This window comes from Comamonas sp. JUb58, from assembly GCF_004364775.1.
Lineage (GTDB): Bacteria > Pseudomonadota > Gammaproteobacteria > Burkholderiales > Burkholderiaceae_C > Comamonas.
Map to the genome: position 1 here is coordinate 50,437 of NZ_SOAL01000007.1, position 24,494 is coordinate 74,930.

The window sequence follows — 24,494 nt, forward strand, 5'->3', positions numbered from 1 at the left end:
GAATGAACAACAACACACATAGCAGCGATGTCATTGTGATTGGGGGAGGCTTGGTGGGCAGTTCCGTGGCTTACGGGCTGCTGCGCCAGGGTCTGTCGGTCACGATCATCGACGGCGCGGACGACACGATTCGCCCTTCACGAGGAAACTTCGGCCTGGTCTGGGTGCAGGGCAAGGGCTACGGCATGGCGGACTACGCCCGCTGGAGCTTTGGCTCGGCCCGCCAGTGGCCTGCACTGCGCGATGAGCTGCAGGCGCAGACCGGCATCGACGTCGAGCTGATGCAGCCCGGCGGCCTGCACATCTGCCTGAGCGAGGAAGAGATGGCCCAGCGCCTGGCCAAGCTCCATTGGCTGGAGTCCGAGGTGGGCGACCCCGCCTACCGCACTACGGTGCTGAGCCGCGACGAGGCCGCCCAGCAGCTGCCGGGCCTGGGCCCCGAGGTGGTGGGCGCCACCTACTCGGCGATGGACGGCCACTGCAACCCCTTGAAGCTGCTGCGGGCGCTCTACAGCGCCAACATCGCCAAGGGCGCGCGCATCCACAACCGCATGCAGGTCGATGCCATCCGCAAGGAAGGCGGCATCTTCCACGTCAGCGCTGGAACGCATACCTGGCAGGCGCCGCGCATCGTGATTGCTGCCGGCCATGCCACGCAAAAGCTGTCGGCCATGGTGGGCATGTTTGTGCCGGTGCGTCCCAACAAGGGCCAGGTCTTCATCACCGAGCGGGTGCAGCCCTTCTTGCCCCACCCCACCAACTATGTGCGCCAGACCGATGAGGGCACGGTGCAGATCGGCGACTCGATGGAGGAGCTGGGCTTTGACGACATGGTGCGCGTGCCGGTCAGCGCCAAGATCGCGGCGCGTGCGGTCAAGTGCTTCCCGTTGCTGGCCAAGGCCCGCGTGGTGCGCACCTGGGCCGCGCTGCGGGTGATGTCGCCCGACGGCTTTCCTATGTACCAGGAGTCCGAGAGCCATCCCGGCGCCTTTGCGGTGACCTGCCACAGCGGCGTCACCCTGGCGGCCCAGCACGTCTTTTGCATCGCCCCCTGGGTGGCCACGGGCCTGCGGCCGGCCGCCATCGAGGCATTCCCCGCGACACGATTTACGCCGGAAACGGAAGTGAAACCCTATGGCATCTAAAGCCCTTTTCAAATACCTCCCTGGCCACCAGGCCGGGTCCGCTGGCACGGTGTCGGTGCTGGTCAACGGCGCCGTGGTGCGCATGTCGCCCGCCGCCAGCCTGGCCGCTGGCCTGTTGGCGGCTGGCGTTACCGCGGTGCGTGTCTCGCCCGTGGGCCAGGGCGCCCGCGCGCCTTACTGCATGATGGGCGTGTGCTTTGAGTGCATGGTCGACGTCAATGGCCGGCCCAACCAGCAGGCCTGCCTGATCACCCCCGAAGACGGCATGGAAGTGACCACCATGCAAGCGGCGCCCAGCCTGCTGGATGCGCAGGAGGCCAAGCATGTCTAACCCCACTATCCCTTTGAACGACGCGCCCAGCCAGGTGCGCGACCTGGTCGTGATCGGCGCCGGCCCCGCCGGCATGGCAGCGGCCCTGGCGGCCAAGCGGCGCGGCCTGGATGTGCTGCTGCTGGACGAGCAACCCAAGGTGGGCGGCCAGATCTACCGCAGCATCACCGAGACCGATGCCCAGCGTGAGCGCATCCTCGGCTCCGACTATGTCTACGGCAAATCGCTGGCCGAGCAGATCCGCACCAGTGGCCTGACCCACTGGGCGGGCGCCTCGGTCTGGCAGATCGACCCTGACAAGACGGTGCATGTGCTGCGCAACGACCGCACCACCCGCATCGAGACCAAGTCGCTGGTGGTTGCCACCGGCGCGATGGAGCGGCCTTTCCCCGTGCCGGGCTGGACCCTGCCCGGTGTGATGACCGCAGGCGCCGGCCAGATCCTGCTGAAGAACGCCGCCGTTGTACCCCAGGTGCCGGTGGTGCTGGCGGGCTGCGGCCCCTTGCTCTATTTGCTGGCCGCGCAGTACCTGCGTGCCGGTGTGGAAATCCGCGCGGTGCTCGACACCTCGGCGGGCACCGACTGGCGTTTGGCGATCAGCCATGCCTCGTCGCTGCTGGCCGGCTGGGGCTATGTGCGCAAGGGCCTGGGCCTGCTGCGCGAGATCAAGTCGGCCGGCATTCCCTTCTTCAAGGATGTGGGCGGCCTGCGCATTGAGGGGGAAGACGCGGTGCGGCTGGTGAGCTTTAGCAGCGCGGGCCGCGCCCAGCAGATCGACTGCGAACTGGTGCTGCTGCACCAGGGCGTGGTGCCCAACACCCAGGTGTCCTGGTCCTTGCGGGCCGAGCACCATTGGGACGATGAACAGCTGTGCTGGGTGCCCGTGCTCGATAGATGGGGCCAGACCAGCCTGCCCGGCATCTATATCGCCGGTGACGGCGCCGGCATTGGCGGCGCACTGGTGGCCGAGATGCAGGGTGCCTTGGCCGGCATCGCCGTGGCCAACAGCCTGGGCTTTGGCACGAGCGAAGACGGTGCCCAGCAGCGTGCGCAGATCGCGCAGCATCTGCGCATCCGCCCCTTCCTGAACCAGCAGTACCGGCCCAAGGACGAGTTCCGCATTCCGGCCGACGAGGTCGTCGTCTGCCGCTGCGAAGAGGTGACTGCCGGCTCGATCCGCGAGCAGGTGCAACTGGGCTGCGTGGGCCCGAACCAGACCAAGTCCTTCAGCCGCTGCGGCATGGGCCCCTGCCAGGGCCGCCAATGCGGTTTGACGGTGACCGAAATCATCGCCAAGGAAGCCAAGCTGTCGCCGCAGGACGTGGGCTACTACCGCATCCGTCCGCCGCTCAAGTCGCTGTCGCTGGCCCAGCTGGCCGCAGGCCTGTGACATGGCCGGCATAGCCAGCCCGGCATCGGGCAGCAGCGATGTGCTGGTGATCGGGGGCGGCCTGCAAGGCCTCTCCAGCGCCTTCCAGCTGGCCAAGGCAGGTTTGCGCGTGCGCCTGCTGGAGGCCGAGTACTGCGGCCGCCATGCCTCCGGTGTCAATGCCGGTGGCGTGCGCACCCTGGGCCGCCATGTGGCCGAGATTCCGCTGGCCTTGGCCGCGCGCGAGCAGCTCTGGCATGGCCTGGCCGACATCATCGGCAGCGACGGCGGCTTTGTGCCCTCGGGCCAATTGCAGGTGGCCGAGAACGAGGCCGATGAGATCAAGGCCAAGGCGCGCGTGGCCATGCTCAGCGGCCTGGGTTTTTTCCATGAGCAATGGGTGGACCAGCAGCAGGTGCGCGAGCTGGTGCCCAGCATCTCGCCCCATGTGGTGGGCGGCATCTGGGCCGATCGCGATGGCTATGCGCTGCCCTACAAGGTGGCCACGGCCTACCGCCTGGCGGCAGAAAAGCTGGGCGTGCAGATCGTCGAGCAGGCGCCTGTGCTGCGGGTGGACCAGCAAAGCGGCATGTGGCAGGCCAGCACCGCGCAGGGCAGGTTCCATGCACCCTGGCTGGTCAACACCGCAGGCGCCTGGGCGGCAGATTTTGCGGCGCAGGTGGGCGACCCGGTGCCGATGGTGGCGGGCGGCCTGATGCTGATGGTGACCCAGCGTGTGGCGCCGTTTGTCAAACCCGTGCTGGGCGCGATGGGCCGGCCGCTGTCGTTCAAGCAGTTCGACAATGGCACGGTAGTGATTGGTGGCGGCCTGCGCTGCGAGGCCGATGCCAGCCAGCGCCATGCGATGGTCGACCTCAACCGCATGCCCAAGAGCGCGCAGACCGTCATCGACCTGTTCCCGCATCTGCGCGATGTGAGCATCGCGCGGGCCTGGACCGGTATCGAGGGCTTTATGCCCGATGAGATTCCTGTCATCAGCCCGAGTGCCGGGGCTGATAACCTCGTGCATGCCTTTGGCTTCTCTGCCCATGGCTTTGAGCTCAGTCCGATTACCGGCTGCATTGTGGCCGAGCTGGTGACCCAGGGCACCAGTACCTTGCCGATTTCGGCGTTTCGTGTAGACCGCTTTGCTGCTGCCTAGCTGCAGCGGTCGTATTTTTATCTCAGGGAGTAAATGATGAGCAACGACATCCAACGTATTGACAGCAATGAACGCCTCAGCCGCATCGTTGTGCACGGCGGCGTAGTCTATGTGGCGGGCGTGACCGCTGGCGACATCTCGGGCGACATTGGCGCCCAGACCCGCGACGTGCTGGCCAAGATCGACGGCTACCTGCAGCAAGCAGGCACCAGCAAGGCGCGCCTGCTGACCGTGCAGATCTGGCTCAAGGACATCGACAAGGACTTCGCCGGCATGAACCAGGTCTGGGGCGAATGGGCCGACAAGGCCAATATGCCGACCCGCGCGACCTGCGAAGCCAAGCTGGCTCGTCCCGAGCTGCTGGTCGAAATCATCGTGAGCGCAGCCGTTTAAGCGTCTGCTACACAGCAAAATGCCAGCCCTCGGGCTGGCATTTTTTGTTGGAAGATTCAGCAGATCAGGGGATCAGCAAACCGCGCTGCACGGCCGGACGCTGCAGCCAGTGGCTGAGCACGCGGCTGACTTCGGGGTACTGGCCCCAGCCGATCAGGGCCTCGGCGTTGTAGCGCACGATCATGTTGCGGATCCAGGGGAAGATGGCCATATCGGCAATCGTGTAGGTGTCGCCGGCCACCCATTCCTTGCCGGCCAGGTGCTTGTTCAGCACGGTCAGCAGGCGCTTGGATTCGTCCACATAGCGGGTCAGGGGGCGCTTGTCCTCAAAATCCTTGCCGGCAAAGATGTTGAAGAAACCGACCTGGCCAAACATCGGGCCGATGCCGCCCATCTGGAACATCAGCCACTGCAGGGTCTCGTAGCGCTTGACGGGATCCTGCGGCAGGAACATGCCGGTCTTCTCGGCCAGGTAGACCATGATGGCGCCGGACTCGAACAGTGCAATCGCTTGGCCGCCCGGGCCATTGGGGTCGATGATGGCCGGGATCTTGTTGTTCGGGAAGGTGCCGACAAACTCGGGCGAGGTCTGGTCATTGCTCTCGAAGCTGATCTTGTGCACTTCATAGGGCATGCCCAGTTCTTCGAGCAGGATGGAGACCTTGACGCCATTGGGCGTGGGCAGCGAATACAGCTGCAGCAGATCAGGCCGGGTGGCCGGCCATTTGCGGGTGATACTGAAATCGGCAAGGGTGCTCATGAGGGATCTCTCCAAACAATAGGCAGGCGGCTTGCAGGTGTGCGCCTTGCCAGCAGCATAAAGCAGATTGGGCGCAGGCCTGTCGGCCTACTTCTCGTCCTTGGGCTTCACAAATTCGATGCGCAGGCCCTCGGCGGTCACCTTGAAGGTGGCCGGCAGCTCGGCGGCCTTGTCCAGGCGGTCCAGGTCCTCCTGGCGCAAGGTGTGTACCACCACATCCTCCATCGCATGCTCGGCCGCGCGCGGCGCATAGGCATGCAGCATCACCTCCATCGCCTCGGGCAGGCCGTTCATCTGCAGCGACTTCACCTGCACCTGGGTGGCGCGCAGGCTGTGGTCGGCCGGCGAATAGCGCAGTGCAAAGTCCAGCACCATGGTGCCGTCCAGGCGGTGGGGCAGCACCTTGCCAGACATGTCGGCGCTCATCGTCGCCTGGATGCGGTTGCTCTCGGGCAGCAGCTGCAGGCTGGGGGCCTGCACATCAAGCTGCAGAAAGCCAAGCAGTGGATAAGAGCGGGGGAAGGACTTGGCCACGATGGTCTGCAGCTCGGCGGCAGACAGGGTGTAACTGGGAGGGGCAAGCAGGGAGCAGGCGGCCAGCATGCTGGCGGCAAACAGGCTGGAGGCCAAAAAAAGGCGGCGGCGCATAGGGGTTGGAAAGCGTATTGGCAGGTGGCGGGTGGATGCGCATCGTACCGATCTGGGTGCGGTACGTGTGCTGGATTTTCCCACCCGCAGGGATCGCATTGTTGCGCAGCTTGCATAACATTGTGTGCTGCACGAACAATGTCAGGTAAAGATGGCCCATCTCCTTGTTTTATTGGGGTAAATGCCCACTTTTCGCGGGCCGCGTGAGCGTGAGCCGATGTAATTTTCGTGTGAGAATTCGCAGGCTTTCCGGCTGCGGATGATGGCGCGCGCTGGTGCACCAACGTCCTGCCTCCCGGTTCGAAAGCGCTGCATCCATGCAGTGCCAGCCAAGATCCCAAGGACAGACATGAATTTCGCATTGAACAAGCGCGCCCTGGCGCTGGTGGGTGCCTCGCTCATTGGCGCCGCCCACGCCCAACACCTGACCATTGCCCTGGCCTCCGAGCCGACAGCGGCCGATCCCCACTACCACAAGATGACGACGAACGACTCGTTCTCGGCGCATGTCTATGACTCGCTGGTGGGCCGTACTGCCAACATGGAGCTGGTGCCTTCGCTGGCCACCTCGTGGAAGAACCTGGACGACCTGACCTGGGAGTTCAAGCTGCGCAAGGATGTGAAGTTCTCCAACGGCGCGCCCTTCACCTCGCAGGACGTGCTGTTCACCATCTGCCGCACCTTGAACAACGAGACCAATGTCTCGCAGTCGTACATGGATACGACCAAGCTGATCACCGACGTGCAGACCCCCGATGACCTGACCGTGATCGTCAAGACCGCCGAGCCTGTGCCGCTGATCCCGGCCGAGTTTGCGCGCAACCTGCCCATCATCTCCAGCAGCATCATCAAGCACGACAAGCTCAAGTTCGCGCCCAAGGAAGGCTGCGGCTACAAGGGCCCCTGGCCCACGGTGGCCGATTTCAACAGCGGCAAGATGGCTATTGGCACCGGCCCGTTCAAGCTCAAGTCCTATGTGAAGGGCAATGCCATCACCCTGGAGCGCAATGACGGCTACTGGGGCCCCAAGCCTGCATGGCAGACCGTCAAGATGGTGGCCGTGCCCAATGCCGGCCCCCGCCTGACCGGCCTGATGTCTGGTGACTACGACCTGATCGAGAACCCGGCCGCCCGCGACCTGGCCCGCATCAAGGAAGACAAGAAGCTGGCCTTTGTCGCCACGCCATCCACCCGCCTGGTGTTCTTCCAGCCCGACATTGGCCGCGACAAGTCGCCCTTTGTGACCGCCCCTGATGGCAAGAACCCGCTGCAGGACCTGCGCGTGCGCAAGGCCATCAACATGGCCATCGACCGCAAGGCCATCGTGCAGCGCCTGATGGACGGCATGGCCACCCCCGCCTACCAGTACATGCCCGATGGCATGTTTGGCAGCGTGAAGGCCCCCGAGATCAAGTTCGATCCCGAAGGCGCCAAGAGGCTGCTGGCCGAAGCTGGCTACCCCAACGGCTTCGAGATGACCCTGTCGTCGACCAACGACCGTTACATGAACGATGCGCAGATCTCGCAAGCCGTGGCGCAGTACCTGACCCGCATCGGCATCAAGACCAAGGTCGATGCGATGACCGCCTCCATCTACTTCCCCAAGCGCGCCAAGCGTGAGTTCAGCTTCCCGATGGGTGGCTGGCCTTCGGAGAACGGCGAAGCCTCGGGCCTGTTCCAGCTGTGGGTGGCCAGCACCGATTCGCCCAAGGGCCTGGGCACCAGCAACTACGGCGCGTTCAGCAATGCCGATTTCGACAAGGTCTACATCCCGGCAGCCAAGACGGTGGACTCTGCCAAGCGCAAGGCCATGCTGGAGCAAGCCACCCAGATCGCACTGGACAACGTGCCGCTGATCCCGCTGCACTTTGAAAGCAGCATCTGGGCTTTCAAGAAAGAGCTGAGCTACGAAGGCCGCCGCGACCAGTACACGCTGGCGACGTCGGTCAAGCCCGCCAAGTAAGCAAGGCGCTTGCGGCAGCCGGGGTCTTAGAACAGGTTCTTGCACCCCGGCGTGGGCGATGAGGAATAGGTAGTGGCACGGCACTTGCATTGCCCTACGAGGCTTTTAACCAAGGAGGAACGACCTGTGTCTATCAAGAAGATCTCGCGCCGCACACCCTTGTCGCTGGCCAGCCTGGCTGCGTTGGCCCTGCCTGCGGGCATGGCTGCCGCCCAGTCGCTGACCATCGGCCTCGCCTCCGAGCCCACCGCCGCTGACCCGCATTACCACAAGGTCACCACCAACGACGCGTTCTCGGCCCATATCTTCGAGTCGCTGATCAACCGCAACGCGCAGATGGAGCTGATCCCGGGGCTGGCCCAGTCCTGGCGCGCCGTCGATGACAACACCTGGGAGCTGAAGCTGCGCCAGGGCGTGAAGTTCTCCAATGGCGAGCCCTTCACCTCCAAGGATGTGCTGTTCACCTTGTGCCGCGTGCTGAACAACGAGACCAATGTCTCACGCTCCTACATGGAGCCGGCTCAGAGCTTCAGCGATGTGCAGACGCCCGATGACTACACCGTCATCATCAAGAGCGAGCGGCCCATCCCGACGATGCCCAATGAGCTGGCGCGTTCGCTGCCCATCATCTGGAGCGGCATCGCCAAGTTCGACAAGCTGCGCTTTGCGCCCAAGGAAGGCTGCGGCGTCACCTCGCCCTGGCCCACGGTGGCCGATTTCAACACCGGCAAGCTGTCCATCGGCACGGGCCCTTACAAGCTCAAGTCCTATGTCAAGGGCACCGGTATCGAGATGGAGCGCAACGAAGGCTACTGGGGCAGCAAGCCGCACTGGAAGACCGTCAAGATGGTGCCCGTGCCCAATGCCGGCCCGCGCCTGACGGGCCTGATGTCCGGGGACTACGACATCATCGAAAGCCCCGCTGCGCGCGACCTGCCGCGCATCAAGGACAACAGCAAGCTCGACTTTGTGGCCACGCCGTCCACCCGGCTGATCTTCTTCCAGCCGGATGCCGGCCGCGCACAAAGCCCGTTTGCCAAGGCCGCCGATGGCAAGAACCCGCTGCAGGACCTGCGCGTGCGCCAGGCCATCAACATGGCCATTGACCGCAAGGCCATCGTGCAACGGCTGATGGATGGCATGGCCACCGTCGCCAACCAGTACATGCCCACGGGCATGTTCGGCAGCCTCGACAAGCCCACCGAGATCAAGTTCGATCCCGAAGCCGCCAAGAAGCTGCTGGCCGAGGCCGGCTACCCGCAAGGCTTTGAGCTGACCCTGACCACCACCAATGACCGCTACATCAACGACGGCCAGATCGCGCAGGCGGTGGCCCAGTACCTGACCCGCATCGGCATCAAGACCACGGTGGATGCACAGGCGGCAGCCATCTATTTCCCCAAGCGCGCCAAGCGCGAGTTCAGCTTTGCGATGGGCGGCTGGCCATCGGAGAACGGCGAGGCCTCGGGCCTGTTCCAGTACTGGGTGGCCACTACCGACAAGGACAAGGGCCTGGGCACCAGCAACTATGGCGGCTTTAGCCTGCCCGCGTTTGACCAGGTGTTTGTGCCGGCCATGTCGCAGATGGACGCGAACGCGCGCAAGGCCGCCTACCAGCAGGCCACGCAGATTGCGCTGGCCAATGTACCCCTGATTCCGCTGCACTTCGAGAGCAGCATCTGGGCATTCAAGAAAGGGTTGAGCTACGAAGGCCGACGCGACCAGTACACGCTGGCCATGTCGGTCAAACCGAAATAGCAAGCTGATGCCACACCGGGCGCAAGACAGGCCCGGTCCCTGGCATGGCCCGCATCCAGCTCCAGTGGTGGGGCCATGCGGGCTTTGTGATTTTGTACGCCCCACGATGAAAAGACTCCACAGAGGGCGACAACCATGCAGGTGACAGCGCATGGCATTCTAATTTTGAGGACGTAATGTGATCGTCTATATCCTGCGCCGCATGGTGCAAAGTTTTCTGGTGCTGCTGGCGGTCTCGCTGGTGGTGTTCATGGCGGTCTACGCGGTGGGCGACCCCATCGAGCTGCTGGTGAGCGCCGAGGCCAGCGATGCAGACCGCCAGGCGATGATCAAGCGCCTGGGGCTGGACCTGCCGGTCTGGCTGCAGTACTGGAGTTTTCTGACCCGCGCCTTCCAGGGCGACCTGGGCACCTCTTTTGTGCATGGCATCCCCGCGATCGAGCTGATCGTGCAGCGCTTTCCCGCGACCTTCGAGCTGGTCGTGGTCGCCATTGGGCTGACCTGCCTGATCGGCATTCCGCTGGGCTTGGTGGCCGGCCTCTTCAACGACAAGCCGCTGGGCCGCAGCCTGATGGGTGGCTCGGTGCTGGGCTTTTCGCTGCCCAACTTCTGGCAGGGCATGATGCTGATCCTGATGTTCGCCGTCTGGCTGCAATGGCTGCCGTCGTCGGGCCGGGGTGACACGGTCAATGTGCTGGGCGTGCCGCTGTCGCTGTTCACTGCCGATGGCTGGAGCCATGTGATGCTGCCGGCCATCAACCTGGCGCTGGGCAATATCGCGCTGGTGCTGCGGCTTACCGCCACCGGCGTGATGGAGGCCAAGACCCAGGAGTATGTGAAGTTCGCGCGCGCCAAGGGCATCAGCGAGCGCCGCATCCTGACCCGCCACATCCTGCGCAACATCCTCATCCCCGTGGTCACCGTGATCGGCATGGAGTTCGGCACCCTGATCGCCTACTCGACCATCACCGAGACCGTGTTCGCCTGGCCCGGCATGGGCAAGCTTTTGATTGACAGCATCTACAAGCTCGACCGCCCGGTGGTGGTGGCCTATGTGATGCTGGTCACCTTCATCTTCGTGATGATCAACCTCTTGGTGGACCTGGCCTATGCCGTGCTGGATCCGCGCGTACAGCTGCAGGAGGCCCAATGATGCAGCCCGATAAATCCCTGATGACCATCGATCCCAGCAAGCGGGCCCAGCCCCTGCAAGACACGCCCCAGCGGCGTGCCATTCTGAAGAAACTGCGCAGCAAGCCCTCCGTCAAAGGTGCGGTGATTGCCCTCGTGCTGCTGCTGGCCGTGGTGCTGCTGGCGCCGTTTCTGTCGCCACAAAACCCCTATGACCTGGGCGCGCTCGACCTGATGGACGGCCGCCTCAAGCCGGTATCCGAAGCCGCTTCGGGCATGACCTACTGGCTGGGCACCGACGACCAGGGCCGCGACATGCTCTCGGCCATCCTGCATGGCCTGCGCATCAGCCTGATGGTGGGCCTGAGCGCCGTGGTGCTCGCCACCATCATCGGCAGCCTGGTGGGCCTGGTTGCGGCCTATTTTGGCGGCTGGGTCGATACGGTGCTGATGCGCATCGTCGACTTCATCCTCGGCTTTCCGACCATCCTGGTGGCGCTGGTGCTGCTGGCCATTCTGGGCCGGGGGGTGGACAAGGTGGTGATCGCCATCGTGCTGGTGCAGTGGGCGCATTACGCGCGCATCATGCGCGGCCGTGCCCTGCAGGAGCGCAAGAAGGAATACATCGAGGCGGCCAAGAACCTGGGCTTCCCCGGCTGGCGCATCATGACGCGCCACCTGCTGCCCAACTGCATGGGCCCGGTGATGGTGTTTGCCACCATCCAGATTGCCAATGCCATCGTGCTCGAAGCCACCCTGTCCTTCCTGGGCGTGGGTGTGCCGATTACCGAACCCTCCCTGGGCCTGCTGATTGCCAACGGCTTTCAGTACCTGATGTCGGGTGACTACTGGATCAGCATGTTCCCCGGCCTGGCGCTGCTGGCCCTGATCCTGTCGATCAACCTGATCGGCGACCGCCTGCGTGAAGCTCTGGACCCGAGGAAGTAATGACTATCCCTTTGCTTGAAGTACAAGATCTGCAGACGGTGTTCCACACCGAAGAGGGCGCCTGGCCCGCCGTCAGCGACATCGATATCCGCTTGGAGGCGGGTGAAATTCTGGGCCTGGTCGGTGAATCCGGCTCGGGCAAATCGGTCACCGGCTTCTCCATCTTCGGCATGATCGATGCCCCCGGTGAAGTCACCCAGGGCAAGGTGCTGTTCAAGGGCCAGGACCTGCGCGAACTGTCGGCCGAGTCCATGCGCAAGCTGCGCGGCGACCGCATCGCGATGATCTTCCAGGATCCGCTGATGACGCTCAACCCGGTGCTGCGCATCGAAGAGCAGATGCTCGAAGCCATCGACGCGCACCAGAAGCTGCCCAAGGCACAGGCGCTGCAGCGCTGCGTGGAGGCGCTGGCCATGGTCGGCATTCCCGCGCCGGAGAAGCGCCTGCGCAGCTACCCGCATGAGTTCTCGGGTGGCATGCGCCAGCGCGTGGCGATCGCGATTGCAATGCTCAACCGCCCCGACCTGATCATCTGCGATGAGCCCACGACGGCGCTGGATGTCACCATCCAGGGCCAGATCCTCTACCGCATGCAGCAGATCTGCCAGGCCCAGGGCACGGCGCTGATCTGGATCACCCACGACCTGGGCGTGATCGCCGAGCTGGCCGACCGGGTGGCGGTGATGTATGGCGGCCGCATTGTCGAGACCGGCACCGTCGCCGAGGTGCTGGATGCCCCGCGCCACCCCTATACCCAGGGCCTGCTCAATTCGCTGCCCGCCCAGGCCACGCCGGGCGAGCGGCTCACGCAGATCAACGGCATGGCGCCCAGCCTGTCGGGCCGCGTGCCCGGCTGCGCCTTTGCGCCGCGCTGCGGCCGCGCCACCCCGCGTTGCGTTGATGAGCAGCCCCCCGTCACTACCATTCCCGGCCGCGCATTCCGCTGCTTTGTACCGCTGGAGGCACCTGCCGCATGACCGCGATGACTACCCCTGTGATTGAACTGCGCGATGTGCACAAGCGCTTTGTCAGCGCGCCCGATCTGCTGCAGAAAATTGTCGGCGCCGTCGCCCGGCAGCCTGCGCAGACGCGCACCGTGCATGCCGTCAACGGCGTCAACCTGCAGATCGCCAAGGGCGAGGTGCTGGGCCTGGTGGGCGAATCCGGTTGCGGCAAGTCCACCTTGGGCCGCGTCGTGGCCGGCCTGCACCCTGCGACCGAAGGCCAGCTGCTCTACAAGGGCCAGGATGTGAGCCAGCTGGGCGGCCAGGACAAGCTGGCCTACACCCTGGGCGTGCAAATGGTGTTTCAGGACCCGCAGGCCTCGCTCAACCCGCGCCAGAAGCTGCACCAGATCCTGGGCGAGGCGCTGCATGTGCACAAGCTGGCACCAGCGGCCGAAGTGCCCGGCCGTGTTGATGCCGCCTTGGCCGAAGTGGGCCTGGCCAGCGAGTACCGCGCCCGCCTGCCGCACCAGATATCCGGTGGCCAGCGCCAGCGCATCGGCATTGCCCGCGCGCTGATGGTGACGCCGGAGTTCCTGGTCTGCGATGAGCCGGTGGCCGCACTGGATGTGTCCATCCAGGCGCAGGTGATCAACCTGTTCATGGACCTGCGCGCCCAGCGCGGGCTGACCTACCTGTTCATCAGCCATGACCTGGGCGTGGTGCGCCACATCTCCGACAAGGTGGCCATCATGTACCTGGGCAAGATCGTGGAGATGGCGCCCACGGCCGAGATCTTTGGCCAGGCCCAGCACCCCTACACCCAGGCGCTGCTGGCCGAGGTGCCCGATGTGGGCCGGCGCAAGCGCGTGTTCACCCCGATCAAGGGCGAGATCCCCTCGCCGCTGAACCCGCCCTCGGGCTGCACCTTCCACCCGCGCTGCCCGCATGCGATGGAGCGCTGCAAGCAGGAGGTGCCACGCCTGCGCGAGACGGCAGCCGGCCATGTGACCGCCTGTCATTTGTTGGACTGATCGCTGGACGACTACGGAGGACACTACCGCATGGACTGGCAACGTTTTACCCAGCAGCACGGCCGTTTTGCCATCGACTGGCAAGCCGGTGACGGCGCGCTCTACCTGCCGATCACCCTGAACTGCTACCGCCCTGAAGGCGTAGCCGCCGATGCACCGGTGGTGCTGGTGCAGCACGGCGTGCTGCGCAATGGCGACGACTACCGCGACTTCTGGATGCCCGCGGCAGACCGCTATGGCCTGCAGATCATCGCCCCCACCTTTGGGAACGAGCACTGGCCGGGCGTGGAGAGCTACAACAACGGCAGCGTCTGGAGCGAAGAGGGCGACCTGCAGCCGCGTGACTACTGGGCCTACCAGGCGGTGGTAAACCTGGCCCGGCAGCTGCGCGATGCCGGGGTGGTGCAGCAGCAGCCGCTCTACCTGTTTGGCCATTCGGCCGGCGGCCAGTTTGTGCACCGCCTGGTCAGCACTTTGGGTGCTGCCGGCTTTGCCGGCGTGGCGGCGGGCAACCCGGGCTGGTACACCTTGCCCGATGCCCAGCAGGATTTTCCGCAAGGCTTGTCCGGCATTGGCCTGGCCGATGGGGCGCTGGCCCAGCTGCTGCGCACCCCGCTGGTCATTTTGGCGGGCGACCGCGACACCGACACCCAGGACCCCAACCTGCCGGCCGAGCCCGCCGCACTGCGCCAGGGCCCGCACCGCTTTGCCCGTGCCCACCACTACTATGCAGCCGGCCTACAGGCCGCAGCCCGGCTGGGCATTCCGCTGGCCTGGCAGCTGCATGAAGTGGCAGGCATCGGCCACGATGGCGAGGCCATGAGCCATGTCTGCGCCCATCTGTGGTTTGAGGGGCGCATGCCCGATGCGGACTGGTTGGCCCCCTGGGCTGGCCGCGTCACCGCCTGACCACCCACATCACTTTTCGACAAGACCCAAGGAACAAGCATGCAAGCAACAACGCAACAACTGGTGGACGGCATCTCGGAATGGATGCGCTGCGAATCGCCATCGAACAACCCTGCGTCGATCGCCCGCATGATCGAGATGATGCGCGCCCAGGCCGCAGCCGCTGGCCTGCGCGCCACGGTGATCGAGACCCAGGCCGAAGGCAAGCATGCGCCCGGCCCGGTGCTGCCCGTGCTGCACATCACGAACCGCGCCGAGGGTGATACCCGTGAAGGCCTGCTGATCCTGGGCCACGCAGACACCGTGCACCCCATCGGCATGCTGGCCGACAACCCGATCCGCATTGAAGGCGACCGCCTCTACGGCCCCGGCGGCTACGATATGAAGGCCGGCATCTACCTGGCGCTGACGGCCATGAGCGCCGTGGCCACGCCAGGCAGCACCCCGCTGCCGGTGGACCTGCTGATCGTGCCTGACGAGGAAACCGGCAGCCACGCATCGCGCAAGCATATCGAGGCCTTTGCCCGCAATGCCCGCTACTGCCTGGTGGCCGAGCCTGCCCGCGCCAATGGCGGCCGCTGCGTGACCGCACGCAAGGGCACCGGCATGCTGCGCCTGGGCGTCAAGGGCCTGGCATCGCATGCCGGCGTCGCCCATGACAAGGGCCGCAGCGCGATCCGCGAAATGGCGCACCAGATCCTGGCGCTGGAAGCGATGACCGACTACCAACGCGGCGTGACCGTGAGCGTGGGCACCATCGAGGGCGGCACCACCACCAACACCGTGCCGGCCTTCTGCAAATGCGTGGTCGATTTCCGCCTGCCCGATCTGCAGGCCGCCGATGAGCTGGTGGGCAAGATGCGCGCACTGCGCCCTGTGGGTGAAGGCCTGGCGCTGGATATCGATGTGGAAGTGAACCGCCCGCCGATGGTCAAGGACGCACGCGCCGAAGCACTGCTGGCCAAGGCCCAGCAATCGGCCCGCGAAGCCGGCTTTGCGCTGGAAGAAGCGCCCCCCACCGGCGGCGGCAGCGATGCCAACTTCACCTCGGCCATGGGCGTGCCATCGCTGGACGGCCTTGGAGCCGATGGTGACGGTGCCCACACGGTGTACGAGCACATCCTGGTGTCGACACTGGAGATGCGGGCGCGCTTCTGGCTGCACCTGCTGACCCACCTGGACTGAGAGGCGCAGGCTGGCCCCAGAAGCGGGCCGGCTTAGCCCAGCCGCTGGTCCTTGAACGTGACCGGCTGGGTGCGCCCACCCTTGCGGCGCACCACCACCGTGCCGGCAATCTTGTCGTGCCAGCCCTGCTTGCGCTGGTCAAAGGCCACCCAGATCAGGCCCAGGCAGAGCGGAATGATGGACACAAAATAGCCGAGGTAGCGGACGACAGATTGGCCCAGGCTCATCGCCTCTCCGGTCTCGGCATCCACAATCTCGGCCCCAATCAGCATCTTGCCTGGCGTGGCCCGCAGCTTGTGCCACAGCCAGATGCAGGCAACCGCAGGCAGCACCCAGCTGATCAGTACATCGGCCGGGCCTTGCACCAGGCCTTCCGCCATGAAGTACTCCCATCCGTATATCGCCACCAGGGCCGGGGTGATGATGACCAGCAACACCACGGTATCGATCAAGGCCGCACCGACGCGCGCCCAAAAGCCTACATATTCCAGATCGCTGTTATCCATTTTTTGCTCCACTGAGTGGCGCCATCTTAGGCCTCTCCGGTAAAGCCGAAGTGACAAGGCCTGGGCGCGCCGTGGCAAGATGCGGCTTTCTCCACTGCCCGAGAGCGCACCATGGCACCCCCCAATCCCGAGCTCCGCATGGCCCCCGATATGTGGGCCTTTGAAGCGCTGTACGCCCAGCCCGCAATGCTGGATGGCGAAACCCTGCGCGCCGCGCTGGCCGAGCGCCTGGGCACGGTGGATTTGGTCGCAGATGGCGACACCATCTTGCTGGCGCTGCGCGACTACTGCGTCGACTACAGCGACAAAAAAGGCGTGCCCAGCGAGATCGCGATCATCCGCGCGGGCGAGACTATGGACGCCACCGACTACGCCAGCGCGCTGGAGCAGACCTGGGACTGGCCCGAAAAGGAAAGTGCGCTGGCCCAGTGCCAGCACTGCGTGCTGGTGAGCGAGTTCATGGGCCGGGGCCTGCCGGTGCCCGAGCGGCTGGAGATCCTGCAGGCCGTCATGCATGTGCTGATCGAGAACGGAGGCGTCACTGCCATCAGCCAGACCAATGCCGGCTGCCTGCTGAACCCGCAGCGCTACCTGCAAGCCCATGCCGACGGCTTTATCTACTACGGCGTCGTCAATGTGCGCTTTTTCAACATCAGCAACCGCCCCGGCGAGATGCTGATGGACAGCCTGGGCGGCGCCACCTTTGGCGTGCCCGATGTGCAGCTGCTGTTCTCCGAGATGGACCCTGCCGAAGTCTCGCGCTTTGTGTTCAATACCAGCGTCTACCTGGTCGAGCACGGCGATGTCATCGCCGACGGCCACACGGTGGCCGGCATCGATGGCCAGAGCAAATGGGCCTGCAAGCACCTGGATGCGCTGGTCGAGCCCGAGCGGCTGGTGGTGGATGTCGATCCTCGCCCCGCTGAGGCGGCCGGGCAGGGCGACTAAGACTTAGACCGGCGCGTAGCTGCCGGTGCCATTTGGCCAGGTGGTCAGCACCTCATGGCCATCGGGCGTCACCGCCACCATGTGCTCCCACTGCGCCGACAGCGAATGGTCCTGGGTCACGACGGTCCAGCCATCGGCAAGGGTCTTGACCTGGCGCTTGCCGGCATTGAGCATGGGCTCAATCGTGAACAGCATGCCGGCCTCCAGCACCAGGCCCTCGCCCGGGTTGCCGTAGTGCAGCACATTCGGGGCATCGTGGTAGGTCTGGCCAATGCCATGGCCGCAGAACTCGCGCACCACACCAAAGCGCGCGCGCTTGGCCACCGTCTCGATCGCATGGCCGATATCGCCCAAGGTGGCGCCCGGCCGCACCTGGGCAATCCCCGCGCGCAGCGCCTCGTAGGTGGTCTCGACCAGGCGCTTGGCCAGAATGCTGGGCGTGCTGACAAAATACATGCGGCTGGTATCGCCAAACCAGCCATCCTTGATGACCGCCACATCGATGTTGACGATGTCGCCCTTTTTCAGAATCCGGTCCTCGGACGGAATGCCGTGGCAGACGACATGGTTCACCGAGGTCAGGATGGTCTTGGGGTAGTCCTGGTAACCCAGATTGGCTGGCACCGCCTTTTGCACGTTCACGATGTAGTCGTGGCAAATGGCATCCAGCGCCGCGGTGCTGACCCCCGGCACCACATGGGGCGCAATCATCTCCAGCACCTCGGCCGCCAGCTGCGCGGCCTGGCGCGCACTGGCCAGCTCGCTGGCGGTATGCACAGGCGTGATGCGTTGCTTCATGCCGCCATCCTTGCCTTGGCCACCAGCGAATGGATATCCAGGCCACCGTCCAGCTCCGCCTGCACCAGCACCTGGCAGATCGCGCGGTGGTCCAGATCGGGGTACATCTCGGCAAGCATGCCTACCCGCATCCAGTGCTCGGCCTGCGCATTGATCGAACGGCTCAACGCCGCGCCCGCGACCCGCAGGTTCTCATGCATCGGGTCGGAAATTTTGACGATGCCCATGGCTATCCTCTATAAAACATACGCGAATTGTATATGTTTTATATATTTTCCGTTGATGCGCGGACGGTGTGGGGATGTCGGTATCGGCAGTAAAGATATATCTTTACAAAAAATCCGCTTGAAATCTTCGATTGAAAGATATATCTTAGATGCATCTTAGTAAAGGAACACAGATGCCACATCCCCATCACCACTTTCATCACCACCACCACCTCTGCAGCCCCCGGGGCCGCCATATGGGCGAAGAGGGTGGCCCTGGCCGAGGCCCACGCCACCATGGTGATGGCCCGGGCCACGGCCCACACGGCCATGGCCACGGGCCAGATGCTGCGCGCCACCTGGCGCACAAGCGTGAGCGCATGTTCGAGGCTGGCGGCCTCAAGCTGCTGGCGCTGCATTTGATTGGCCAGCAACCCAGCCATGGCTACGACGTGATCCGCGCCGTGGGCGAGCTGGTCGGCGGCGACTACCAGCCCAGCCCCGGCACCATCTACCCCACCTTGAGCTACCTGGTGGACATGGGCCATGCAACGGCCAGCGAATCCGAAGGCGGCCGCAAGCGCTACACCATCACTGCCGAAGGCGAACAGGCCCTGACCGAGCAAGCCGATGCGCTGCAGCTGCTGCTGACGCGCCTGGCCCGAGGCAAGGACCGCGATGCCCGCCAGCGCCCGCCGCAGCTGGTGCGCGCGATCGAGAACTTCAAGATGGCTCTGCGCCTGAAGATGGCTGGCGACGGCGAGACGGCACTGTCGGCCGAGCAGATCGACAAGATTGCCGCTTTGCTCGACGAGGTCGCTCTGAAGATCGAAAAGGCCTGAGCGCGCTCCGGGCCTGTTGCCCGGGCGCCGCAAAGCTTGCGCCATATCGTGTCGCCAGGCGCTGGGCCGGGGTATGCTCGGTAGCTATCCATCCTCCGGGATGACAACCTCTACCGAGCAAGACCATGCAACGACGCCACTTTGTAGCCGCCACCCTGGTAATGGGTAGCGGCTCCGTTTTTGGCCTGGCCGGATGCGCATCCCGCCAGTCTGCCCATCCCCGTGCCGACCGTGCGCTGCACAAGGCGCTGACCCTGATTGAAGCCCAGAGCGGTGGCCGCCTGGGCGTTTATGCGTTGGATGCCGAGACCGGCGGCGAGGCCGGCTACCGCAGCGATGAGAGCTTTCCGATGTGCAGCACCTTCAAGACCTTGCTGGCTGCCCATGTGCTGTACCTGGGGCAAACCGGTGCGCTGGATCTGGGCCAGCAGGTGCTGGTGACCTCGGCCGACATGGTGCCCTATGCGCCAGTGACGGAAAAGTACAAGGACCAGCCCGGCGGCATCAGCTTGCTGGAGCTGAGCGAGGCGATTGTGGTGCTGAGCGACAACGTCGCCGCCAACCTGCTGCTGCGCGCCAGCGGTGGACCCGAAGCCTTGACGGCCTGGCTGCGCACCCTGGGCGACAAGGCCACGCGCCTGGACCGCATCGAGCCCCTGCTCAACACGGCCGAGCCCGGCGACCCGCGCGACACCACGACGCCGCGTGCGATGCAGGCGACCCTGCAGGCACTGCTGCTGGGCGATGTGCTCAAGGGCTATGGCCGCGCGATGCTGCAGCAGTGGCTGAGCGACAGCCGCACCGGCGACAAGCGCGTGCGCGCAGGCCTGCCGTCAGAGTGGCGCGTGGGCGGCAAGACCGGTGCCGGTGCCCACAGCACTGCCAACGACTGCCTGATCGCCTGGCCCAATGCGGCGTCGGAAGGCCTGATCATCACCGCCTACCTCACCGGTGGCGAGCGCACGACCGCACAAAGCGACGAGGTGATGGCCAAGGTGGGCGCAGCGATTGCGCAGTGGCACGCTGCGCTGTAAACAACGCGGCTATTTGGCAACTGGCTGGCGTGGCCCGGCCAGCAAGCCCTTGCACAGCTGCAGCAGCGCCCAGACCAGCACCAGCGGTATCACCAGGGTCTGCAGCGCAAACACCACCATCAAGGTCACGAGCCGTTCCACCTGCTGATCGAGCTGCTGCTGCAGCTCGCTGAGCTTGTCGCGCAGTGCATCGCCCGGGTTGCGCACGAGATCCTGCACCCCGGATGCCGCCTGGCTGGCCGATTGCTGGGCCTGCTGCCCCCATTGCTTGAAGCGCTCCCAGAGGCTGGATGACGGCGCCACAGCCGGACTGGCCGGCGGGGTCGGCGTGGCTGCGTCCGCACTTGGCGCCTTGGCCGGGGCGCGCACATCAAACTGCTGCAGCTGGCCCACTGCTCCTTCGGTGGCGATCTGGTTTTCCTGGTAGGTCTGCGCGATGAAGTGCTGGAACAGCGCCTCGCTGCCGATGATGGTGACGGGCATCACCAAACGGGTAAACAGCAGCACCACCAGCAAGCGGCTGAGCCAGGTCGGCACCGTCTGCTGGCGCCAGCGCAGCAGCAGCCAGGCCAGCGCGATGAGGCTGAGCAGCCCTGTCACGCCATAGCTGCCCCCCATGGACAGCAGCAGCTTTTGCAGGCCAAAGGCAATGCTGGCCCAGAGCATCCAGTCGGCAAACTGCGCCACCAGGTCGCTGATGGGGGCCAGCACCTGGCCCAGGGTCAAGGTCAGGCCCACGCCCATCGGCTGCACGGCCAGCTCGGTGCCCTGCAGCACCGAGACGACGCTGTGCAGCGCACGGGCAGTCGCAAAACTGAGCAGGGAGCGTTGCAGGCCGTCGTCCACATAGCGGTCGGCCATGGTCTGAAAAGCCGGCAGCCAGCACAGCACAACGGCCAGCACCAGGAGGGTGGCCAATGCGATCTGGCGGGGTGTCCAAGGGGATGCGCCTGGCGGGCGCGGGGAGGAGGGGAGATTGTTCATCGGCGGGCGGCCAGTACAGTGGCCGTAAGTCGAAGGAACAACCGATTATTCCAGATACATCTGCGCGAGCTTTTGCTGTGCCTTTGCATCCACGCCCAGCACCTTTTCCACATAGTTGGGGATGCTGCCGTAGTCCTGCAGCACAGGCTGGATCGCGGCGGTCAGGAAGGGTTCCTGCACCCGCCACAGCACCTGCAGCACTTCCTCGGGGATGTGGGCGGCAGCGGCCACGGCTTCGGCCGGGCGGTGGTAGTAGTCGTTGGTCAGCAGGTAGTCCTGCAGCACGACATCCTGGGGCACGCCCAGGGTGGTCAGCAGCAAGGTGGCGGCCCAGCCGGTGCGGTCCTTGCCAGCGGTGCAGTGGAAGACGATGGGCGCATCGCTGTCCAGCAGCATCTCGAAGAACTGCGCAAATGGCGCGGCATTGTCATGGATGAAGCTGCGGTAGGTGTCCTGCATCAACACCACCGTGTGGTCGGGCGTTAGCCGCTGGCCTTGCTGCATCAGGCTGAAGGCGCGCTGCACCAGGGTCGGCTCGATGGCCAGCGAGTGGTGCTGCAGGCCGTCGATTGCATAGTGGTCCACCGTCTGCTCGCGCTGGCCGCGAAAATCGGCCGAGCGGGCCACGCCCAGCTCGCGCAGCAGCTGCAGTTGGGATTCGGGGCTGAGCAAGGCCAGGTGGTCGGAGCGGAACAGCTTGCGCCAGCGCACCGTGCGGCCGTCCAGGCCCTGGTAGCCGCCCAGGTCGCGGAAATTGGTGGTGCCCGCCAGTGGCAGGTGGCGGGTATAGGCCTCAGCGGTGGCCTCAGGGGTAAGAGCTGCAGATTCGGCTTGGATGGGCATCCTTTGTTTATAGCCCATCTGCAAGACCGGGGTACGACACCAGGGTGTCATCGGCAGGCCCGGCGCTACGGCAGCGGACCGCTCTGTCTCAACTGTGACCGCCTGGCACGCGGCGCATGGCACCATTTGCAGGCCCCCTTACCCGAAGACCGCACCATGGATTTTTCCCTGTCCCCCGAACTGCTGGCGCTGCGCGACAAGACCCGCGCCTTTATCGCCGAGCAGGTGATTCCGCTGGAGAACGATGCCCGGCAAAGCCGCCATGGCCCCGATGAGGCGCTGCGCCGCGAACTGGTGGAGCGCGCCCGCGCGGCCGGCCTGCTCACGCCCCATGCCTCGCGCGAGCTGGGCGGGCTGGGGCTCACGCATATCGAGAAGGCGGTGGTGTTTGAAGAAGCCGGCTACTCCTGGCTGGGCCCGACGGCGCTCAACATCCATGCGCCCGATGAAGGCAATATCCACCTGATGGAGGCGGTGGCCACCCCGGCCCAGCAGGCGCGTTGGCTGCGCCCGCAGGTAGCCGGCCAGCTGCGCTCCTGCTTTGCAATGACCGAGCCGGCGCCCGGTGCCGGCTCCGACCCCGCCGCGCTGGCCACGGTGGCGGTGCGCGATGGCGATGACTACCTGATCAGCGGTCAGAAATGGTTCATCACCGGCGCCGAAGGGGCGGACTACGCCATCATCATGGCCCGCACCGAAGACGGCGGCGCCACGATGTTTCTGAGCGATATGGACCGGCCCGGCATCACGCTGGAGCGCTCGATGGATGCGATGGATGCCTGCTTTACCGGCGGCCACGGCGTGCTGCGTTTTGACCAGTTGCGCGTGCCCGCCAGCGACATCCTGGGCGAGGTCGGCAAGGGCTTTCGCTATGCCCAGGTGCGCCTGGCGCCCGCGCGGCTGACGCACTGCATGCGCTGGCTGGGCCAGGCCCGGCGTGCGCAGGATGTGGCGCTGGCCTATGCCCGCCGCCGCACGGCCTTTGGCAAACCGCTGTCTTCGCATGAGGGCGTGGGTTTCATGCTGGCCGACAACGACATGGATCTGCATACTGCGCGCCTGCATATCTGGCACACCGCCTGGCTGCTGGACCAGGGTGAGCAGGGCAGCTATGAATCGAGCCGGGCCAAGGTGGTCTGCTCCGAGGCCGAATGGCGCGTGGTGGACCGCTGTGTGCAGATTCTGGGCGGCCAGGGCGTGACCATGGAGACCCCGGTGATGCGCATCTTCATGGACATGCGCGCCTTCCGCATCTACGACGGCCCCAGCGAGGTGCACCGCTTCAGCATGGCGCGCAAGCTGGTGCAGGCGGCCGAGAAGGATGCGCAGGCCGAGCGCGGTGTGCCGGCGATCATCCAGGCGGTGCCCGCAGCGCCGCGCCCGCTGTGAACGCCGCCAGCCACAGCCCCCAGGCGCTGGCGCAGCGGCTGCAGCCTTATCTGGAGGGCCTGGGCCTGTCGAATGGGGAGCCAGTCGCCGTCAGCGTGCTGGCGGGCGGCCAGTCCAACCCCACCTACAAGTTGCAGCTGGGCGACCGGCAGATGGTGCTGCGCAAGCAGCCCGCTGGCAGCCTGGTGGCCGGTGCGCATGCGATTGACCGCGAGCACCAGGTGATGCAGGCCCTGGCCGGCACGGCTGTGCCGGTGCCGCGCATGCTGGCCTATTGCGACGATGCCGAACTGCTGGGCACGCCGTTCTACCTGATGGATTTTCTGGACGGCCGGGTGCTGGTGGACCCGGCGTTGCCCGGGATGGAACCTGCCGAGCGCGGCGCGTTGTATGGTGAGATGAACCGCGTGATCGCCGCGTTGCACCAGCTGGACCCGGCCGCGCTGGGCCTGGGCAGCTATGGCCGCCCGGGCGGCTATGTGGCGCGCCAAACCAAGCGCTGGAGCCAGCAAACCCAGCAGTTGCGGCTGCCTGTAGACCCTGCGATGCAGCAGCTGATGGACTGGCTGCCCCAGCATCTGCCGCAGGCCGAAGAGACCACCCTGGTGCATGGCGACTACCGGCTGGACAACCTCGTCTGGCACCGCACGGAGCCGCAGATCATCGGCGTGCTGGACTGGGAGCTGTCCACCTTGGGCGATCCGCTGGCCGACCTGGCCTACCACGGCATGGCCTGGCGCGTGCCGCCTGCGCTGTGGCGCGGCATGGGTGGTTGTGATCTGGCGGCCTTGGGCATCCCTGACGAGCGCCAGTACCTGGCGCTGTATGCCGAGCGCACGGGCCGCGACCCAGGGCCCCTCTGGGAGTACTACCTGGCCTTCAACCTGTTCCGCATGGCCGCCATCCTCTACGGCATTGCGCAGCGCGCCGCCGATGGCACGGCCGCTGCCGCCGATGCGGTGGCCACCGGCGCCAAGGCCGGCCCGCTGGCAGCGCTGGGCTGGCAATGTGCAAAGGCTTTTGAGCGCGGCTGATCAGCTTTGAGGGGCCTGCACGCCCGGCGGCAGCGGCGGGCGTGATTTAAAACGTTGAGAATCAGCCTAATAGACGTGTACGTGGCCGAAGGTCGTCCCAAACCACTGCTTGGCTTCCTCGTGTTGTTATAACCCTCGGTGCTGGCGCGTGTATGCTGTCGATAAATATCACAATCACTCGTTAGCGGAAATCGAAAAATTTGAGAGATTAATAGTGATGGTTAATATTT

General features: G+C 65.2%; 25 protein-coding genes. 18 read left to right on the forward strand and 7 right to left on the reverse strand.

Annotated elements, in window-relative coordinates; all coding sequences use genetic code 11:
* Positions 1-2 precede the first annotated feature (2 nt).
* From EDF71_RS08920 to EDF71_RS08940, 5 genes are read left to right on the forward strand one after another with little or no spacing between them, the layout of a single operon-like run.
* Positions 3-1,145 carry an FAD-dependent oxidoreductase gene (locus EDF71_RS08920; protein WP_133856230.1) on the forward strand — a complete coding sequence of 381 codons (1,143 nt, stop codon included), beginning with the start codon at positions 3-5 and terminating at the stop codon, positions 1,143-1,145.
* Complete coding sequence (locus EDF71_RS08925) at positions 1,135-1,476, forward strand: (2Fe-2S)-binding protein (RefSeq protein WP_133856231.1); 342 nt, start codon at positions 1,135-1,137, stop codon at positions 1,474-1,476. The genes EDF71_RS08920 and EDF71_RS08925 overlap by 11 nt, the downstream gene beginning before the upstream one ends.
* Positions 1,469-2,866 (forward strand): NAD(P)/FAD-dependent oxidoreductase, encoded by a 1,398-nt coding sequence (locus EDF71_RS08930; protein WP_133856232.1) that lies wholly within the window; start codon positions 1,469-1,471, stop codon positions 2,864-2,866. Before EDF71_RS08925 ends, EDF71_RS08930 begins: the two co-directional genes overlap by 8 nt.
* A 1-nt stretch (position 2,867) precedes the next feature.
* Complete coding sequence (locus EDF71_RS08935; RefSeq protein ID WP_133856233.1) at positions 2,868-4,007, forward strand: FAD-dependent oxidoreductase; 1,140 nt, start codon at positions 2,868-2,870, stop codon at positions 4,005-4,007.
* A 36-nt stretch (positions 4,008-4,043) separates the two neighbouring features.
* Positions 4,044-4,400, forward strand: coding sequence for a RidA family protein (locus tag EDF71_RS08940; protein WP_133856234.1), 357 nt, complete (start codon positions 4,044-4,046; stop codon positions 4,398-4,400).
* A 64-nt stretch (positions 4,401-4,464) separates the two neighbouring features.
* On the opposite strand, the gene EDF71_RS08945 is transcribed toward EDF71_RS08940, so the two are convergent.
* Both EDF71_RS08945 and EDF71_RS08950 read right to left on the reverse strand, forming a co-directional pair.
* Entirely contained in the window at positions 4,465-5,160 is a 696-nt protein-coding gene (locus EDF71_RS08945) for a glutathione S-transferase N-terminal domain-containing protein (protein WP_133856235.1), read from the reverse strand.
* Between the two features lie 87 nt (positions 5,161-5,247).
* Entirely contained in the window at positions 5,248-5,808 is a 561-nt protein-coding gene (locus EDF71_RS08950) for a DUF1439 domain-containing protein (protein ID WP_166656493.1), read from the reverse strand.
* Positions 5,809-6,157: 349 nt separating this feature from the next.
* Here EDF71_RS08950 and EDF71_RS08955 point away from each other — a divergent pair, with 349 nt between their 5' ends.
* From EDF71_RS08955 to EDF71_RS08990, 8 genes are all read left to right on the forward strand, one after another.
* Entirely contained in the window at positions 6,158-7,771 is a 1,614-nt protein-coding gene (locus EDF71_RS08955) for an ABC transporter substrate-binding protein (protein WP_133856237.1), read from the forward strand.
* A gap of 141 nt (positions 7,772-7,912) precedes the next feature.
* Positions 7,913-9,529, forward strand: a complete 1,617-nt coding sequence (locus EDF71_RS08960; RefSeq protein ID WP_133856419.1) for an ABC transporter substrate-binding protein — start codon at positions 7,913-7,915, stop codon at positions 9,527-9,529.
* Positions 9,530-9,707: 178 nt separating this feature from the next.
* Complete coding sequence (locus tag EDF71_RS08965; protein ID WP_133856238.1) at positions 9,708-10,682, forward strand: ABC transporter permease; 975 nt, start codon at positions 9,708-9,710, stop codon at positions 10,680-10,682.
* Positions 10,682-11,608: an ABC transporter permease gene (locus tag EDF71_RS08970; protein ID WP_243854236.1), complete on the forward strand. Its 927-nt coding sequence runs from the start codon at positions 10,682-10,684 to the stop codon at positions 11,606-11,608. The genes EDF71_RS08965 and EDF71_RS08970 overlap by 1 nt, the downstream gene beginning before the upstream one ends.
* On the forward strand, positions 11,608-12,585 hold the full coding sequence (locus EDF71_RS08975; RefSeq protein WP_133856239.1) for an ABC transporter ATP-binding protein: 978 nt from the start codon (positions 11,608-11,610) through the stop codon (positions 12,583-12,585). Before EDF71_RS08970 ends, EDF71_RS08975 begins: the two co-directional genes overlap by 1 nt.
* The gene (locus EDF71_RS08980) at positions 12,582-13,586 is read left to right on the forward strand and encodes an oligopeptide/dipeptide ABC transporter ATP-binding protein (RefSeq protein WP_133856240.1); all 1,005 of its coding nucleotides are present in this window, start codon (positions 12,582-12,584) and stop codon (positions 13,584-13,586) included. The genes EDF71_RS08975 and EDF71_RS08980 overlap by 4 nt, the downstream gene beginning before the upstream one ends.
* A gap of 30 nt (positions 13,587-13,616) precedes the next feature.
* The gene (locus EDF71_RS08985; protein ID WP_133856241.1) at positions 13,617-14,495 is read left to right on the forward strand and encodes an alpha/beta hydrolase; all 879 of its coding nucleotides are present in this window, start codon (positions 13,617-13,619) and stop codon (positions 14,493-14,495) included.
* A gap of 39 nt (positions 14,496-14,534) precedes the next feature.
* On the forward strand, positions 14,535-15,680 hold the full coding sequence (locus EDF71_RS08990; protein ID WP_133856242.1) for a M20 family metallopeptidase: 1,146 nt from the start codon (positions 14,535-14,537) through the stop codon (positions 15,678-15,680).
* 32 nt (positions 15,681-15,712) lie between these two features.
* Here EDF71_RS08990 and EDF71_RS08995 read toward each other — a convergent pair whose 3' ends face one another.
* Positions 15,713-16,186 carry an RDD family protein gene (locus EDF71_RS08995; RefSeq protein WP_133856243.1) on the reverse strand — a complete coding sequence of 158 codons (474 nt, stop codon included), beginning with the start codon at positions 16,184-16,186 and terminating at the stop codon, positions 15,713-15,715.
* Between the two features lie 111 nt (positions 16,187-16,297).
* Between EDF71_RS08995 and EDF71_RS09000 the strand changes: the two genes are divergently transcribed.
* Positions 16,298-17,134 (forward strand): DUF4261 domain-containing protein, encoded by an 837-nt coding sequence (locus tag EDF71_RS09000; protein WP_133856244.1) that lies wholly within the window; start codon positions 16,298-16,300, stop codon positions 17,132-17,134.
* 3 nt (positions 17,135-17,137) lie between these two features.
* Here EDF71_RS09000 and map read toward each other — a convergent pair whose 3' ends face one another.
* Together map and EDF71_RS09010 are read right to left on the reverse strand one after the other, a co-directional pair.
* Positions 17,138-17,932, reverse strand: coding sequence for a type I methionyl aminopeptidase (gene map / locus EDF71_RS09005; RefSeq protein WP_133856245.1), 795 nt, complete (start codon positions 17,930-17,932; stop codon positions 17,138-17,140).
* On the reverse strand, positions 17,929-18,159 hold the full coding sequence (locus tag EDF71_RS09010) for a ParD-like family protein (protein WP_133856246.1): 231 nt from the start codon (positions 18,157-18,159) through the stop codon (positions 17,929-17,931). The genes map and EDF71_RS09010 overlap by 4 nt, the downstream gene beginning before the upstream one ends.
* 173 nt (positions 18,160-18,332) lie before the next feature.
* On the opposite strand from EDF71_RS09010, the gene EDF71_RS09015 reads away from it, so the two are divergent.
* Together EDF71_RS09015 and bla are read left to right on the forward strand one after the other, a co-directional pair.
* On the forward strand, positions 18,333-18,980 hold the full coding sequence (locus EDF71_RS09015) for a PadR family transcriptional regulator (RefSeq protein ID WP_166656494.1): 648 nt from the start codon (positions 18,333-18,335) through the stop codon (positions 18,978-18,980).
* 125 nt (positions 18,981-19,105) lie between these two features.
* A complete protein-coding gene (gene bla, locus EDF71_RS09020) occupies positions 19,106-20,014 on the forward strand; it encodes a class A beta-lactamase (RefSeq protein ID WP_133856248.1) in 909 nt (302 codons plus the stop codon).
* A gap of 9 nt (positions 20,015-20,023) precedes the next feature.
* Here bla and EDF71_RS09025 read toward each other — a convergent pair whose 3' ends face one another.
* Together EDF71_RS09025 and EDF71_RS09030 are read right to left on the reverse strand one after the other, a co-directional pair.
* Positions 20,024-20,998 carry a hypothetical protein gene (locus tag EDF71_RS09025; protein ID WP_133856249.1) on the reverse strand — a complete coding sequence of 325 codons (975 nt, stop codon included), beginning with the start codon at positions 20,996-20,998 and terminating at the stop codon, positions 20,024-20,026.
* A 45-nt stretch (positions 20,999-21,043) separates the two neighbouring features.
* Positions 21,044-21,841 (reverse strand): tyrosine-protein phosphatase, encoded by a 798-nt coding sequence (locus EDF71_RS09030; protein ID WP_133856250.1) that lies wholly within the window; start codon positions 21,839-21,841, stop codon positions 21,044-21,046.
* Positions 21,842-21,997: 156 nt separating this feature from the next.
* Here EDF71_RS09030 and EDF71_RS09035 point away from each other — a divergent pair, with 156 nt between their 5' ends.
* On the forward strand, positions 21,998-23,230 hold the full coding sequence (locus tag EDF71_RS09035) for an acyl-CoA dehydrogenase family protein (RefSeq protein ID WP_133856251.1): 1,233 nt from the start codon (positions 21,998-22,000) through the stop codon (positions 23,228-23,230).
* A gap of 38 nt (positions 23,231-23,268) precedes the next feature.
* On the forward strand, positions 23,269-24,264 hold the full coding sequence (locus EDF71_RS09040; protein ID WP_243854247.1) for a phosphotransferase family protein: 996 nt from the start codon (positions 23,269-23,271) through the stop codon (positions 24,262-24,264).
* The last annotated feature ends 230 nt before the right edge of the window (positions 24,265-24,494 follow it).

Coding starts and splice junctions, on each gene's coding strand:
- EDF71_RS08920 (WP_133856230.1), top strand. CDS start 3: ATGAACAACAACACACATAGCAGCGATGTCATTGTGATTGGGGGAGGC.
- EDF71_RS08925 (WP_133856231.1), top strand. CDS start 1,135: ATGGCATCTAAAGCCCTTTTCAAATACCTCCCTGGCCACCAGGCCGGG.
- EDF71_RS08930 (WP_133856232.1), top strand. CDS start 1,469: ATGTCTAACCCCACTATCCCTTTGAACGACGCGCCCAGCCAGGTGCGC.
- EDF71_RS08935 (WP_133856233.1), top strand. CDS start 2,868: ATGGCCGGCATAGCCAGCCCGGCATCGGGCAGCAGCGATGTGCTGGTG.
- EDF71_RS08940 (WP_133856234.1), top strand. CDS start 4,044: ATGAGCAACGACATCCAACGTATTGACAGCAATGAACGCCTCAGCCGC.
- EDF71_RS08945 (WP_133856235.1), bottom strand. CDS start 5,160: ATGAGCACCCTTGCCGATTTCAGTATCACCCGCAAATGGCCGGCCACC.
- EDF71_RS08950 (WP_166656493.1), bottom strand. CDS start 5,808: ATGCGCCGCCGCCTTTTTTTGGCCTCCAGCCTGTTTGCCGCCAGCATG.
- EDF71_RS08955 (WP_133856237.1), top strand. CDS start 6,158: ATGAATTTCGCATTGAACAAGCGCGCCCTGGCGCTGGTGGGTGCCTCG.
- EDF71_RS08970 (WP_243854236.1), top strand. CDS start 10,682: ATGCAGCCCGATAAATCCCTGATGACCATCGATCCCAGCAAGCGGGCC.
- EDF71_RS08975 (WP_133856239.1), top strand. CDS start 11,608: ATGACTATCCCTTTGCTTGAAGTACAAGATCTGCAGACGGTGTTCCAC.
- EDF71_RS08980 (WP_133856240.1), top strand. CDS start 12,582: ATGACCGCGATGACTACCCCTGTGATTGAACTGCGCGATGTGCACAAG.
- EDF71_RS08985 (WP_133856241.1), top strand. CDS start 13,617: ATGGACTGGCAACGTTTTACCCAGCAGCACGGCCGTTTTGCCATCGAC.
- EDF71_RS08990 (WP_133856242.1), top strand. CDS start 14,535: ATGCAAGCAACAACGCAACAACTGGTGGACGGCATCTCGGAATGGATG.
- EDF71_RS08995 (WP_133856243.1), bottom strand. CDS start 16,186: ATGGATAACAGCGATCTGGAATATGTAGGCTTTTGGGCGCGCGTCGGT.
- EDF71_RS09000 (WP_133856244.1), top strand. CDS start 16,298: ATGGCACCCCCCAATCCCGAGCTCCGCATGGCCCCCGATATGTGGGCC.
- map (WP_133856245.1), bottom strand. CDS start 17,932: ATGAAGCAACGCATCACGCCTGTGCATACCGCCAGCGAGCTGGCCAGT.
- EDF71_RS09010 (WP_133856246.1), bottom strand. CDS start 18,159: ATGGGCATCGTCAAAATTTCCGACCCGATGCATGAGAACCTGCGGGTC.
- EDF71_RS09015 (WP_166656494.1), top strand. CDS start 18,333: ATGCCACATCCCCATCACCACTTTCATCACCACCACCACCTCTGCAGC.
- bla (WP_133856248.1), top strand. CDS start 19,106: ATGCAACGACGCCACTTTGTAGCCGCCACCCTGGTAATGGGTAGCGGC.
- EDF71_RS09025 (WP_133856249.1), bottom strand. CDS start 20,998: ATGAACAATCTCCCCTCCTCCCCGCGCCCGCCAGGCGCATCCCCTTGG.
- EDF71_RS09030 (WP_133856250.1), bottom strand. CDS start 21,841: ATGCCCATCCAAGCCGAATCTGCAGCTCTTACCCCTGAGGCCACCGCT.
- EDF71_RS09035 (WP_133856251.1), top strand. CDS start 21,998: ATGGATTTTTCCCTGTCCCCCGAACTGCTGGCGCTGCGCGACAAGACC.